The sequence below is a fragment of the Lactobacillus sp. M44 genome (assembly GCF_058130005.1).
This window is the reverse complement of record NZ_CM176707.1, coordinates 195,197-209,193: the sequence shown is the minus strand read 5'-3', so window position 1 is coordinate 209,193 and position 13,997 is coordinate 195,197. Positions and strand designations below refer to the sequence as shown.

At 33.2% G+C, this 13,997-nt stretch carries 13 protein-coding genes; 10 read left to right on the top strand and 3 right to left on the bottom strand.

The genetic code is table 11. The annotated features are described in order from the left end of the window. Positions 1-8: 8 nt before the first annotated feature. On the bottom strand, positions 9-968 hold the full coding sequence (locus AC38BG_RS01125; protein WP_489937347.1) for a DUF1002 domain-containing protein: 960 nt from the start codon (positions 966-968) through the stop codon (positions 9-11). Between the two features lie 202 nt (positions 969-1,170). Here AC38BG_RS01125 and AC38BG_RS01120 point away from each other — a divergent pair, with 202 nt between their 5' ends. The 9 genes from AC38BG_RS01120 to AC38BG_RS01080 all read left to right on the top strand — a co-directional run bounded on the left by AC38BG_RS01120 (position 1,171) and on the right by AC38BG_RS01080 (position 10,805). Next, a complete protein-coding gene (locus tag AC38BG_RS01120; RefSeq protein WP_489937346.1) occupies positions 1,171-1,827 on the top strand; it encodes an alpha/beta fold hydrolase in 657 nt (218 codons plus the stop codon). Between the two features lie 75 nt (positions 1,828-1,902). Beyond that, positions 1,903-2,889 (top strand): ribose-phosphate diphosphokinase, encoded by a 987-nt coding sequence (locus tag AC38BG_RS01115; protein WP_489937345.1) that lies wholly within the window; start codon positions 1,903-1,905, stop codon positions 2,887-2,889. 138 nt (positions 2,890-3,027) lie between these two features. Next, positions 3,028-3,720 (top strand): TetR/AcrR family transcriptional regulator, encoded by a 693-nt coding sequence (locus AC38BG_RS01110; RefSeq protein ID WP_489937344.1) that lies wholly within the window; start codon positions 3,028-3,030, stop codon positions 3,718-3,720. A gap of 7 nt (positions 3,721-3,727) precedes the next feature. Then, positions 3,728-4,558: a hypothetical protein gene (locus tag AC38BG_RS01105; protein ID WP_489937343.1), complete on the top strand. Its 831-nt coding sequence runs from the start codon at positions 3,728-3,730 to the stop codon at positions 4,556-4,558. A gap of 124 nt (positions 4,559-4,682) precedes the next feature. Further along, positions 4,683-6,257 carry a glucosaminidase domain-containing protein gene (locus AC38BG_RS01100; protein ID WP_489937342.1) on the top strand — a complete coding sequence of 525 codons (1,575 nt, stop codon included), beginning with the start codon at positions 4,683-4,685 and terminating at the stop codon, positions 6,255-6,257. A gap of 13 nt (positions 6,258-6,270) precedes the next feature. Further along, positions 6,271-7,476 (top strand): peptidoglycan recognition protein family protein, encoded by a 1,206-nt coding sequence (locus tag AC38BG_RS01095; protein ID WP_489937341.1) that lies wholly within the window; start codon positions 6,271-6,273, stop codon positions 7,474-7,476. 81 nt (positions 7,477-7,557) lie between these two features. Beyond that, positions 7,558-9,381, top strand: a complete 1,824-nt coding sequence (locus tag AC38BG_RS01090; RefSeq protein ID WP_489937340.1) for a monovalent cation:proton antiporter family protein — start codon at positions 7,558-7,560, stop codon at positions 9,379-9,381. 16 nt (positions 9,382-9,397) lie between these two features. Continuing rightward, a complete protein-coding gene (locus AC38BG_RS01085) occupies positions 9,398-10,057 on the top strand; it encodes an ABC transporter ATP-binding protein (RefSeq protein ID WP_489937339.1) in 660 nt (219 codons plus the stop codon). After that, positions 10,038-10,805 (top strand): ABC transporter permease, encoded by a 768-nt coding sequence (locus AC38BG_RS01080; protein WP_489937338.1) that lies wholly within the window; start codon positions 10,038-10,040, stop codon positions 10,803-10,805. The genes AC38BG_RS01085 and AC38BG_RS01080 overlap by 20 nt, the downstream gene beginning before the upstream one ends. A gap of 227 nt (positions 10,806-11,032) precedes the next feature. On the opposite strand, the gene AC38BG_RS01075 is transcribed toward AC38BG_RS01080, so the two are convergent. Further along, entirely contained in the window at positions 11,033-12,229 is a 1,197-nt protein-coding gene (locus tag AC38BG_RS01075) for an MFS transporter (RefSeq protein WP_489937816.1), read from the bottom strand. 158 nt (positions 12,230-12,387) lie between these two features. Here AC38BG_RS01075 and AC38BG_RS01070 point away from each other — a divergent pair, with 158 nt between their 5' ends. Further along, complete coding sequence (locus AC38BG_RS01070; RefSeq protein ID WP_489937337.1) at positions 12,388-13,233, top strand: cytochrome C5; 846 nt, start codon at positions 12,388-12,390, stop codon at positions 13,231-13,233. Between the two features lie 53 nt (positions 13,234-13,286). Here AC38BG_RS01070 and AC38BG_RS01065 read toward each other — a convergent pair whose 3' ends face one another. Next, entirely contained in the window at positions 13,287-13,820 is a 534-nt protein-coding gene (locus tag AC38BG_RS01065; RefSeq protein WP_489937815.1) for an aggregation-promoting factor C-terminal-like domain-containing protein, read from the bottom strand. Between the last annotated feature and the right edge of the window lie 177 nt (positions 13,821-13,997).

Here is a 13,997-nt window from a genome sequence, read left to right as displayed (position 1 = left end):
CATTTTTATTATCTCGATAAAACTATTGTTCCACCAAATATACCGCGGAACCAAGCAACTATACTATCAATAATTTTTTGAAGCCAGTTACGATTTTGTGGGGTATTTAATTTTGAAAAAATATTCTTAGCATTTTGTTGGATTTGATCAGATAATGCTTGAGCTTGTTGCTTGAAGTTACCATTTTTCAAGGCTCCAGAATCACGAATTTCAATTAAAATATTAATGATTTGTTGCTTTTGATTATTGTTAATTACATTATTCAAATGGTTAATGTTCAATTGATTATTAACGATACTTTGAATTTGGTTGTTTGATATATTAGGGCCTATTTTAGCCATTTCACTTTTAGCACCTGCAATTGCATTGTTCAATTGTGCATCACTATATCCATCTTTATTTTTATTTTGTTGAGTAATTTGGCTTAAAGTACCCATTTCATTTTGAGCTGCATTAACTTGAGCCTGGTTTAATGCATTACCATTTTGTGCATAAGCTGCATAAACCCCAGCTAAAGCTCCAGATCCATCAATTGGAATAGCACTTGTTACATAAATATTAGCATCACTGATTCCTGCAGTTAGTGCAGCATTTTTATATTGGTTAGAAGTAATTGTTGTTATGTTGTTTTTTCCATCATAGGGTAAGATTTTTACATTAATTCCAGAACCACTAGTGGTTTTTTGGATCATGGCACTAGACCATACTCCAGAGTTTGAATTGAAGTTAGAACCAGATGGATTTAAATATTTCACTAAGTCATTACCAGTTATAGTAATAGTTTGATAGTTTGCGCCATTTAATGGAGCAACTAGTGCATTGATTGTACCTTGTTTTTGATCACTTGTTAAAGATGTCCCTAATGTAACAACAGGAGTGTTATCATCGGCTTTAACTGCTTTATTAGAAATCATAAATGTACCTAAGGTAATGAGTGCTACTGACAAAAGAGTTAGAATTTTTTTCATAAGATTTTTCTCCTTTTTATATCTAGTATAATATAACCTAGTCGAGATAAAATCACGAAACTTAAGTAAATAAGTTGTATAAATTTATCATTTACTTAAATTCTAACAAAAAAGAAATTGCTTGCACATGATGATATAATCGTTAATAAGATAAAAGTTGCAATTGCAACTTATGTAAACAGATTATAAAAAGGACTAATCAATGAAAATTTCAGTAAATGGAGTTAAGCTATATTATCAAAAATTGGGTCAAGGCGAACCGTTAATTTTGATGCATGGACATCATCTTGATGGGGCGATGTTTGATAAATTAATCTCACCATTATCACTATATTACACAGTATATATACCTGATATGCGAGGTCATGGATTGAGTACGGGACAATCTGCACAGCACTATCAAACAGAAGTTGATGATCTAGCAGCATTTATTAAACAATTAAACATTGAACATCCTTATATATATGGTTTTGATGCAGGTGGAGTAGTTGCGATGTTATTAGCTAGTCAAGAGCCTGATTTAATAAAAAAAATGATTGTTGCAGGTGTCTTTGTCAATGGTGCAGGAATTCGCCCATATCATTATGTAACAGAAGGGGTTAAACGATTTATCAATCGTAGCCGTGATAGTGAAGTTGAATTAACTGAAACTTTAATTGAACCAGATAAATTAGCCAAGATAACGACACCAACTTTATGTATTGTTGGTGAAAAAGATTGGGTTAAAGTAGAACACGTACGCTGGTATAGTCAAATTTTAGCGCATGGAAGATTAATTATTATGCCAAGACAAACCCATGATAGCTATACAGTTCATAGCTTTAAGATGCTTGATGTGTTAAAAGACTACTTTAAATAATAATTGCTAATATTATTAAATACGGGTAGAATACTTGTGTTACAAAGTTACGTAATTTAGAGATGAGAAGGAAAAATGAATAAAGAAGAAATTCACAGCTTGTTACATCCTATGAAGTTAATTGGACTTGGAGGAAACCAAGTTCTTAATGAAAAAATCGCTGCAATTTTACACCAACCATTACTAGAAACAGCAGTACATCATTTCAGTGATGGTGAAATTCAAGTAAATATTAATAAAACTGTTCGTGGTTGTGATGTATATGTTATTCAATCAATTCAAGATCCAGTTAACGAAAACTTTATGGAACTAGAGATAGTTTTGGATGCGTTGCATAGAGCTTCAGCTCATACTGTAAATTGTGTGATTCCTTACTTGGCATATTCACGCTCTGATACAAAAACTAGATCAAGAGAACCAATTACTGCTAAGTTAATTGCTAATTTATTAGAATTAACTGGAATTGATAGCTTGATTGCCCTTGACTTACATGCATCCCAAATTCAAGGATTTTACAACATTCCTGTTGACCATTTACATGCTATGCCATTAATTGCTCAATATTTCTTAGATAATGGTATTGCTTCAAAAGATGATGACAATGTTGTTGTAGTATCTCCAGACCATAGTGGAACTAAGCTTGCTAGAACATTCGGTCAATATTTTAATGCTCCTATTGCAATTGTTGATCAGCGCGGAGCTCGTTATGATGATTCAGTTCATGACATGATTGGTGATGTAGAAGGTAAGAAATGTATTATTGTAGATGATTTGATAGATACTGGTACAAGAATTGCTTCTTCAACTAATTCAGTATTAGCTGCAGGTGCTAAAAAAGTCTATGTAGCAGCAACTCATGCATTATTATCTCAAAATGCTACTGCTACTTTAAACAAATTACCGATTGAACAAATTGTGGTAACAGATACTATTAAACATGAAAAATATCCAGATAGAATTGTTCGCGTTTCAGTTGACCAATTATTAGCACGCGGAATTGATTATGTATATAATGACCGTTCAATTCATAAAATTTTTGATGAGCAGAATCGTTTAATTTAACTTAGTATATTGTGTGTTGTTAGCTTATTCTTCTGTAATTTGAAGGATGAGCTTTTTGCATGCTTTTGGATAATAAAAACTTTATTTGCTATAATTTGGAATTAATTATATTGGGTAATAATTAATGGAGGAGTATCTATGCCAAGGCGTAAGAATATAACTAGAAGACGAGTTATTTTAGACAATACATTTAATCTGATTCGAAAAAATGGAATGAGCAATGTTTCTTTAAAAATGATTGCTGAAAAATCAAATATTTCTAAATCATTATTGCAATCTTATTATCCACATAAGCAAAGTTTGACTGCAGCAATTATGCATAGCTTATTTAACTTGTTATGGGATCAAATCAATGCCAAAGTTGTTGCACCAGATGAAACTACTTATGTAAAAACTAAGGTATTTATTTATGTGATTGAAGCATTAGGACAATCAGATGAAGGATTAGATGGGTTAATTCGTCATGCATTTACTAATAATAAAACTTTAAATTATTGGGCTGATATGGTTAATTCATGGTTAGTTGATCATGATGTTTTAGATAATTTAGATGAACAACAAAAAAAGATGATGCCAGTTGCAATTTCATTTATGACAACTGGTGGAGGGCGTTTATATGTGCGCAAACAAGATCTTAATTTAGATATTGAGCAAATAGCAGATATTATGACTACAACATTAATGTCGACTTTTATGCAATGTGATACACAAGAGATTGATAAAGTCTTAAGTCATGCACATACCCTTATTGAAAAAGTAGATATTATAAGTATCCGCTATTCAATTGATCATCTTTTTGATAAAAATAATAAATATATTCAAGGAGTGTGAGTAGTGGATGGCTATAGCCCGTTCAGAATATCGACGTATTGATCAAGAACAAAACAAGAATTATAAAAGATCACTTACTTGGATATTTTTTACTATTATTACTTTAGTTTTTTCTATGTCGACTTTTATGAATCCATCTTTTATGAAAAAACAAGCTCAAACAAGTAGTGGTCAAGTAATTATTCAAAAACAAATTAATGAAAAATTTGATCGATTAGCTACCTTAGTTGGTGGAAAAAGTGTCGGTAATTCTAATTTATTAACTCAAAAACAAACTCAACCTATTGCTAATGCAATGTATGACTATAGTTTAGGAATTCACTGGTTCAAAAACAGTGACTTAGGAATTGCTAAAGATATTTTAGGAATTATCAATACTGCAGTAGATGATGATTCAGCAAGTAATGCCCAAGATATTCGTGATCAATTAGCTAAACAATCAAAAAATGCAGAATATATTGTAATTGACGCATTTAACTTAACTGATTTGACACTAGAAGCTAACATAGTAACATTATTTTTCTTTATTAATATAGTCATTGTGGTTGTGTGTTTATTATCTCTTTATACAATTATTGAGCAAATGAATAATCGTTCTGATAAAAAGCTACTTATTCATGACGTTTTTGCGGCAGGAATGCGGACTGGAGTTATGATGATGATTTTTTATGGAGCATTAGCGATGGTTCCTGTTATTATTAACATGGAAGCTTTGCCACTAAAAGCATTTGCTTATTGGATGGAGCTAGCTAGTGGAATCTTTTTAGAGGCGGTAATTGTTGGTGTTGTAGTGTTTATTATTTCAGCAATTCCATGGCAAATTAGCGCTCCTGAATAATTTTTTGCAATTACGAAAACCTTTCCAATATTATAATTGTGATACAAAATCTATTATTTATTGAAAGAAAAAAATCCTCCCTTTATAATACATTTAGGTATTATTTTAAGGAGGATTTTATTTTATGAAGACAAGAACATTCGCTGGTGTTGCTACCGCAGTATTACTGTCATCCGTGGCTGTTCCTTTTGCTAACCATTCAAATATAACTAATCCGATTGCTACTAAAAAGGTTTCTGCTGAATCTACAACTCAAAGTAACTTTTTGAATGTAGCTGCTCCATATGCAGCACAAGCTGCTAAATATTATGGAGTGTATCCATCAGTTATGTTATCACAAGCTATAGTTGAATCAGGTTGGGGACAATCTACCTTAGCAACTCAAGCAAATAATTTATTTGGTATCAAGGGTTCGTATAATGGTAACTCTTATACTGTAAGTACTCGCGAAGAAGATTCTAATGGTAATTCATACTATATCGATGCAGCATTTAGAATGTATCCATCTTGGAGTGCATCATTTGCAGATAATGGATTGAAATTACGTACTGGAACTTCAGACAAACCAAGTAGATATTCTGAAACTTGGCTTGAAAATTGTAATTCTTATACTGATGCAACTCAAGGATTGGTAGATGGAGGATATGCAACTTCACATACTTATGCAACTAGCTTAAATTCATGTATTGCAACTAATAATTTAACAAAATACGATCCTAAAATTTCAACAACTACTAAAACTGTAACTGTTAGTCAAACTAGTACATCTTATGATAGCCCAGCAGATCCAAGCTTTGCTAAAAAAACAGGCACAATTTCTGCAGGTCAATCAATTAAAGTAGATAAAACTATTACTTATACAGATGGAACTAGCCGTGTACATACAACTGCTGGCTGGGTTGATGGTTCTGTGATTAATGGCTCATCAAGTCAAGCTCCATCAAAGCCAAGTAATTCAAGTACAGATTATTCTGTAACTCCAATTAGTGGTGTTGTACAAATTAAATATGTAGCAGGTTACTCAATTGCTGTATGGAACTCTCCTAATGGTCATACTACTGGTCAATATTTAAAAGATGGCACCAACTGGAAAATTACTGGATATGCAACAGTTAATGGTAAAAAGTGGTATCGTGTAGGAACCAATCAATGGATTGATGCACAATATACAACTGAAAATACTTCAAAGCCATCTACTTCAAGTCAAGCACAATCAAATACTGCTGTATCAATGACTAAACATGAAAGTGTAGTTACAATTAACTACGTTCCAGGTTATGGAATTGCTGTATGGCAAAAACCAGCACAAGGTGTAACTGGTAAATACTTGCCTGATTCATCACGTTGGAAGACAATGGGCTACACTATGGTAAATGGGCATAAATGGTATAACTTAGGTGGCAACCAATGGATTGATAGCCAATATGCTAAAGAAGATGGAGAAACAACTAGTTCTAATGCCTCAACTAATAGTTCTTCAAATGATAACATTGAAAAAACTAGTGGTGTTTTAACTATTAATTATATTCCTGGCTACTCAATTGTGATGTGGGGCAAGCCTGGTTCTGATCCATTAGGTAAATACTTAAAGACAGGAACTAATTGGAAGTTTTATGCAAAAACTGAGTACAAAGGACAAACCTGGTACAATCTGGGTGGCAATCAATGGGTACCTGCTCAATATATTAAAGTTAAATAATCGAGGTATATGAATGAAATTAAATAAAAAATTTATTAGTGCATTAGCTTGTGCAACTGCACTTAGTGCAACTGTTGTAACAGCAAAAACAGCAACTCATCCAACTGAAGTAAAAGCAGCTTCTACGATGAATAATTATATTTTAAGTCAAGGCTTTAAATATTCTGGTGTAAATGTATTGCCTTCAACCTTTACTGAAGACTTTGCATATAATAAAGGCTACCCAGAAGGAATTGTTATTCACGAAACTGCCGATCCAGGTGCAACTGCAGCAAATGAAGCATCATATTTTAGAAATAATTGGCAAACTATTTATGCTTATGTTCATGCATTTGTTGACCAATATGGTGTCCAACAAATTCATCCAACTAATCGTGGTGTATGGGGTGCAGGTCCTGTTGCCAATGGTAAGTTTATTCAAGTTGAATTATGTGAAGAACCAACTCAATATGCTTTTGCTAAATCAGTAAATAACGATGCAATTTATGTTGCTAATTTATTAAAACAATATGGTTTGAAACCATCACTTGCAGATGGAACAGGTTCTGGAACAATCTGGTCACATAATGCTGTATCTAAATATTTAGGTGGTACAGATCATACTGACCCAGTAGGTTATTTCAATAAATGGGGCTATTCAATGTCTCAATTCTTTGAATTAGTGCAACACTACTATGGTGGATCTACTCAAGCTCCTACAAATAATGCTGCCGCAGGATCTACTTCAAACAATGGTAGCCCAATTGCGACAGTTCAATATAATGGAAATATTGTAGTTTGGGAAACACCTGGTGCCAAACCATTAGATAAATATTTACCACATGGTTCAAACTGGAGAGTTTTAGGTAAAACTCAATATAATGGTGAATGGTGGTACAACTTAGGTGGCGATCAATGGATTCCTGGCAAGTATGTATCAGTTACTGGCTTTAGCAGCATTCCATCAAAGAATGTTTCGTCATCTAATACTTCTAGTGCTTCAAAACCTTCAACAGGAACTCAAAGTACTGAAAACTTTAGAGGTGTCGGCCGAGTAAATTATGTTCCTGGCTACGGAATTATGATTTGGAAGAACCCAGCTTCTGGTGCGCTAGATAGATATTTACCAACAGGATCTCGTTGGCAAGTATATAAGAAGACAACTTTACCTAATGGATCTGTTTGGTACAATTTAGGTGGAGACCAATGGATTGACGGTCAATATCTTGTAATTGAATAAAATTATAATTGAAAAATAACTTCTTTCATGAACGAAAGGAGTTATTTTTTTGTATAATCAATAATAGAAAGAAGGGGCAGTATGGAACAATTATCAATGTTTTTGGTTATTTTAGCAGCCCTTGTCATCCCTATATTAATGGCAAGACTGCAAGTAACTAGCGTACCTACAGCAGTTGCAGAAATTGTAGTGGGAATTATTTTAGGGGCTAGTGGTTTTAATGTAATCATGCAAACTGTGCAACTAAAATTTTTATCTGATCTAGGAGTTATCTTACTAATGTTTTTGTCTGGAATGGAGATTAATTTTGATTTATTCAAAAAACAAGAATCCAATAAAATGGCAAAAATAAAACCATTACCAATTGCAATTGCTGCTTTTGGGGGAATCGCAATCGCTGCAATTATTTTAGCAATAGTTGTTCATATAGTAGGATTATTCAAAGATACTATGCTAGCAGGAATTATCTTCATGACTGTAGCATTAGGTGTAGTTATTGCCACACTAAAAGAAAAAGAAATCTTAAGTCGACCAATTGGGCAGACGATCTTGCTTACTGCGGTATTAGGTGAAGTAATTCCTTTATTGTGTTTAACTATTTATGCATCAATTAATGGGGGAAATGCTGAGCAATTATGGTTAATTGTATTATTATTTATTGCTGCAATTATTTTGCTTCGAAGATTTAAACGACCATATTTATGGTTTGCCAAAATTACTAAAGCAACTACTCAATTAGATATTCGTTTAGCATTTTTTCTAATTTTTGCTTTGGTTACAATCGCTGAAACAGTTGGTGCAGAAAATATTTTAGGAGCATTCTTAGCTGGGATGGTGATGAAGTTATTAGAGCCTAGCGACACTACTAAAGATAAGTTAACATCAATTGGTTATGGATTTTTTATTCCAATTTTCTTCATTATGACTGGAGTTAAATTAAATTTGAGAACATTATTTACTAATCCTCGCGCCTTGATGTTATTGCCTGTATTAGTATTTTGTTTATTAATTGCTAAATTACCTGCATTATTAGTTTATTTAAAGCACTTTACACAAAAAAACGCATTCGCAGGAAGCTTTTTAACGGCAACTACAATTACTATCGTATTGCCAGCTTTGCAAGTTGCGCGCAATTTGCATGCAATTGATAATACCCAATCTGATGCCTTTGTTTTAGCGGCAGTAATTGTCTGCGTTGTGTCACCAATTGTCTTTAATTCATGCTTTGAATTAACTCCTGAAGATAAGATTAAAGAAACTTTGGCAGTCATTGGGGTCAACTTATTTACAATTACTGTGGCTCAAGAATTGCATGATAAATGGTATGATGTGACTTTAATTACTAGAAGTCAAAAGCAATATGATACTTATAAAAGTCGATTCAAAAAGCTAGATTTAATTCCAGATGTTTCTGAAACTAGTTTAGAAAAAATAGGAGCATTTGATAAAGATGTCTTTATTGCTGCCTTTGATAACGATGAAATTAACTATCAATTAGCAGTTCTAGGTAAGAAACACCAAGTCAAACGTATTATTGTAAGATTAAAGCAGCCTTCATCTAAGATGTTGAACGACTTAAAAGATATGGGAGTTGAAATATATAACTACTTCGCTGTCCGTGGTGCTGTAATGCGTGCTTTAATTGAATCGCCTGCATTATATCAAGTAATTACTGATACAGATTCGATGCTATATGATGTTGTCGTCAGAAATAGGCGCTATACTGGACGTCAGTTAATGGATTTGCCTTTTATTGATCAAATTACAATTAGTCGAATCAGACGAAATAATGATTGGCTTGCACCACATGGGACTACAATTATTGAACCTGGTGATGAAATAATTTATACAGGGAAAGTCCAAGACGCAGATAAAATCAGAGAAATCTTAAGTATGAAAAATTAAGAAAGCGTAAAAATAAATGGAACCTATTATCCAAGTTGAAAATCTGTCATATAAAGTGGATAAGCTTCAGATTTTAAGTAATATCAACTTTCAAGTTAGTGTAGGTGAAGAATTAACAATTGCAGGTCCATCTGGATCTGGGAAAAGTACTTTGTTAAAAATTATTGCATCGCTACTTACTCAAACTTCAGGGAAAGTTTTATATAAGGGGAAAAACACTTTAGATATTGCTCCTACTAAGTATCGTCGTGAGGTTTCATATTGTGTTCAACAGCCACAATTGTTTGGAGAAACTGTAAGAGATAATTTAGTTTTTCCATATCAAATTAGAAAACAAACTGTTGATGAAAAACAGATATTAGCTGCATTGGACTATGTTTCGTTAGATAAAAGCTATTTAGATCGAAAAATAGGCGACATTTCTGGTGGTGAGCGTGAGCGTGTTGCGATGATTAGAAATATCTTGTTCAATCCTAATGCTTTATTATTAGATGAAGTTACAACAGGACTTGATAATATTTCAAGAGATATTGTGTTGAACTTAATTGAACAAAAGCGTAAAGCAGGTACAACGATTATTGAGATAACTCATGATGATGATCAAATAAAAAAAGCTCAGCATTTGATGATTATTAGCAAAGGAAGTATCGATCAAAATGAATCTCACAGTTTCTAATTGGACATTATTTTTGTCAACAGTATTAGTTATAGTATCTTTAGCTATTAGCCAGCAGCAACATTTAGGATTAAATAAAGAAATAATTATTAGTGTTATTAGAGCAGTTGTCCAATTGTTTATAGTTGGATATATTTTACGCTATGTATTTAGAATTGATAATTGGATCTTAACTTTAGTATTGCTGTTTATCATCATCTTTAATGCTTCTTGGAACGCAATGAAGCGTGATAGATTAAAACAAGATAGCAAGAGCTTTATAAAATCATTGACCGCAATTTTTGTAAGCACAATGTTCACTATGGGAGTGTTGATAGTATCTGGTTCAATTAAGGCAATCCCAGCACAAGTAATTCCTATTGGAGGAATGATTGCTGGTAACTCAATGGTGGCTGTTGGATTATGTTATAGAGATATGTACACTCGCTTTAAAGAAGAGCGTGAACAATTAACTGAAAAATTAGCTTTAGGTGCAACTCCTTTTCAAACTGTTCAGAATTTAATTCGAGAAAGCATTAAAACTGGGATGCAGCCAACGATCGATTCTGCAAGAACCATCGGAATTGTATCACTACCTGGGATGATGTCTGGGCTGATTTTTGCTGGAGTAGATCCATTGAGAGCAATTAAATATCAAATTATGGTTACATTTATGTTATTGTCTGCAACGAGTTTAGCATCAATTATTGCAGTGTATATGTCGTATTCTGATTACTTTAATAAACGTGAACAATTGATTGAATTGTAGGAGAGAATAAGCAAAAGTTTGCTAAAATAGATATACTTGGGATATATACATGATCTATTTGAAGGATGGAAATATGATGGGATCCGTGATCATGAATTGGATTGGGGAACAGCGAAAGGTAATGAAATACAATGGTAAACCAAGGAGATATCTTTTGTTGTTCAGTATTGATAAATAATAAAAAATTAACTAAAAATCGTCTTAGTACAATATACTAGACGATTTTTTTATTTACTATATGATTTACCCCAAGCAAAAATTAGAACCAAAATAAAGTTGATTAACAATGTAGCACCAGTTGCCCAAAATACACTTGAATATGTGAAATATCCAGAAATCGTAGATCCCATTAATGAACCTGCGACTGCGCCAACTGCTTGGAAGGACTGATTATATGAAAATATCCTACCAAAAGATTCAGGTGGAGTGTTTAAAGTTAATACAGTTTGGGCTGCTGGTAACATCCCAGCACTGGCAATCCCTAAGAAAAACCTTAATCCTGCTAAAATCCAAGGTGAGTTAGTTAATGCCATAGGTACAAATAATACAAATGCAAAAACAAGTCCAGCTCTTAATACCTTTAATGGTCCAATATTATCCATCAAATGCCCAACTCTAGATGCTGCAATTAGTGTTCCAAGTCCAGGGGTTGCCGCAACAATCCCAGCCACAAATGAAATATTGCCACTATTGTGCATCATATCTTTTACATACAATGAAACTATTGGATCAATTGACATAGTTGAAGATTGCACAATTAAAGTTGTCACAAACATAATGATAATCAGCTTTAAATCAGGCAAGTTATGCATAATTTTGTTCATTGGCTGCATTTTTTCCCTAGAAATAGGAGTGAATTCTTCATGGACTAAATATTTAGTAGTTAGGAAAACCAAAAACATCAAAAATCCAGTAATAAAAAATGGAATTCTATAGCCAAATGCACTAGATAATGCCCCACCAAGTAGCGGTCCCACTAAGTTGCCAGCAGTTCCAGCAGTTAACATCTGGCTCATGACCCAGCCACTTCTTCTATGGGGAGTTTCTCCAGCCATTAGTGCAGTTGCGTTGTTAATATATCCAGAAAACAATCCTTGTAAAAAGCGCATTCCAATAATGAAATATGCATTGGTCGCAAATCCAGTTACTGCAATAGTGATAGCCATAACTCCAGATGCTCTTAAACACATTAGTTTGCGTCCTTTGCGGTCAGCTAAATTACCCCAATAAGGTGAAATAATTGCTTGAGCAATAAAAGTCATCGCAAATGCAAGTCCAGAATATAAGTTCAATTGTAGCTTTGAATAATTACCAAGCTCTGCCATAAATAATGATACAAAAGGCATTGTCATTGAATATCCTAATCCTGTAATAAAACATCCGATCCATAATGTATAAAATGACTTATGCCAGCCTTTTGGCATGTCTTCAATCTTTGCCAAAAATAAACGCCCCCAAAAAATAATTACTTACAATTGTATCATAAGGTTAGATGAATAAATTTTTCATCAAGAAATCTTAAAATAGTTTCTATAAAATCTGTTCTGTGCTAGGATATAAGTCCTAAAAGGAGAAATTGCCTATGGATCATGAAAATAAACATATCACTCGTCAGCAATATCGTGAAAAACAACAAGAAGCCCATAAAGTTAAATTGAATTTTTGGAATATCTGGGCAGATAGACCTTATATTGCAGTATCAATTGTTGTGGTTGCTATTTTATGTATTATGACTGGAACATGGGCTGGATTAATTGCACTAGTAGTATTAACTTCAGTGGGAATTATTGTCATTGGACATAGCCACCATCCTAATCGAACTCTAAGCATTGGATTTAAATTAAAAGCTTCTAGACAAGTAAGTATGTTAAAAGCAATGCAGCTAGGAGCCTCAATTTTAATGTTTTTAGCGACTTATATGCGTAAAGTTGTCAATATTAACTTCAATGCGGCTGGAACCCAAGATAGCTTGCAATTAGTGCAAGGATTATTATCAAATACTGGTAAATATGGCCAACAAAGTTCATACATTTTAGGATTATTAAATACTTTAACAGGTGGATCGTTTTGGGGATCATATCGCTATGCAACAAGTAGTGCCCAGATGATGAATGATACCTCAGGTTTATTAATTATTAGTTGGATATTGTTGCTTATGATTGCTCCTGCAATTTGTGTATTGTCAGAATTTTTTAAAGAACCTTATTCAAGAAACGCTAGTTTAATTGGATCTATTATATCAACTATTACTTTATTTCTTACTCCAATAGTAATGAAGCATTTAGTCATTCAATATGCAATAGATAATCAAATGCCAGCTAATGTCGCAGGTAGTGCATTTAGTATTGGATCTGCGGCATATGTGGCAATGGGATGTTCATTAATTGTATTAGTTATTGCAATTTATCGAGTAATCAAAAAAGTTTAATAAGTGCAAAAAAATAACCTTCGCGATTTTGCGAAGGTTATTTTTAATTGGTTTTAATACCATCCATGACTTACCCAAAAGTTCTTTGCATTAACCCATGAACCATAACGGCCTTTTACATAAGCATCTGCAGTTCTTTCTTGGTTAGCTGGTGAATAGTCACCATGTAAATAGCTTGCAGTTAATTGATATTTACCAATGTAGATACCATTTCTTGCATTGTAATTGCCACCTGATTCACGGTTTGCAATCCATGCTTTAGCAGCAGCTTCACTACCAGAAACTGTTGAAACTGGAGCTTGACTAGCAGGTTTTACTAAGTTTTGTTGACCTGCAACAGTGTATTTAGCTTCAATCCATTGGTTTAATCCTAGGTCATACCAAGTTTCACCATTTACGTAGGTGGTTTTGATAACTTTCCATGAACTGTTGTGTTTTAATAATTGTCCAGTCATATGTGGATTTGATGGACTGTTCCAAACTGCAATTGAGTAACCTGGAACATAATTAATTGTGACTACACTAGGTGTAGCAGCTTGTACTTGATTAGTAGTTGTATTCAATGTAACTAAGCCGATAACTGCCATTGATATAGCAGCAAAGACTTTAATCAAGGTTGATTTAACTTTATTCAAAATAAATTTCCCCTTTTATAAATAGATGTAGCTTATAGCTACAAAAAGTTAATCTTATCTGATTGACAGTTTCTATAATACAGGGTGAATATTTCAATTAAGTTACAAAAGTGCAACTGGGACTTTACA

What these genes read in the sequence shown, in the direction of transcription:
- AC38BG_RS01125 (WP_489937347.1), bottom strand. Translation starts at nt 968, where the DNA reads ATGAAAAAAATTCTAACTCTTTTGTCAGTAGCACTCATTACCTTAGGT.
- AC38BG_RS01120 (WP_489937346.1), top strand. Translation starts at nt 1,171, where the DNA reads ATGAAAATTTCAGTAAATGGAGTTAAGCTATATTATCAAAAATTGGGT.
- AC38BG_RS01115 (WP_489937345.1), top strand. Translation starts at nt 1,903, where the DNA reads ATGAATAAAGAAGAAATTCACAGCTTGTTACATCCTATGAAGTTAATT.
- AC38BG_RS01110 (WP_489937344.1), top strand. Translation starts at nt 3,028, where the DNA reads ATGCCAAGGCGTAAGAATATAACTAGAAGACGAGTTATTTTAGACAAT.
- AC38BG_RS01105 (WP_489937343.1), top strand. Translation starts at nt 3,728, where the DNA reads ATGGCTATAGCCCGTTCAGAATATCGACGTATTGATCAAGAACAAAAC.
- AC38BG_RS01100 (WP_489937342.1), top strand. Translation starts at nt 4,683, where the DNA reads ATGAAGACAAGAACATTCGCTGGTGTTGCTACCGCAGTATTACTGTCA.
- AC38BG_RS01095 (WP_489937341.1), top strand. Translation starts at nt 6,271, where the DNA reads ATGAAATTAAATAAAAAATTTATTAGTGCATTAGCTTGTGCAACTGCA.
- AC38BG_RS01090 (WP_489937340.1), top strand. Translation starts at nt 7,558, where the DNA reads ATGGAACAATTATCAATGTTTTTGGTTATTTTAGCAGCCCTTGTCATC.
- AC38BG_RS01085 (WP_489937339.1), top strand. Translation starts at nt 9,398, where the DNA reads ATGGAACCTATTATCCAAGTTGAAAATCTGTCATATAAAGTGGATAAG.
- AC38BG_RS01080 (WP_489937338.1), top strand. Translation starts at nt 10,038, where the DNA reads ATGAATCTCACAGTTTCTAATTGGACATTATTTTTGTCAACAGTATTA.
- AC38BG_RS01075 (WP_489937816.1), bottom strand. Translation starts at nt 12,229, where the DNA reads ATGCCAAAAGGCTGGCATAAGTCATTTTATACATTATGGATCGGATGT.
- AC38BG_RS01070 (WP_489937337.1), top strand. Translation starts at nt 12,388, where the DNA reads ATGGATCATGAAAATAAACATATCACTCGTCAGCAATATCGTGAAAAA.
- AC38BG_RS01065 (WP_489937815.1), bottom strand. Translation starts at nt 13,820, where the DNA reads ATGGCAGTTATCGGCTTAGTTACATTGAATACAACTACTAATCAAGTA.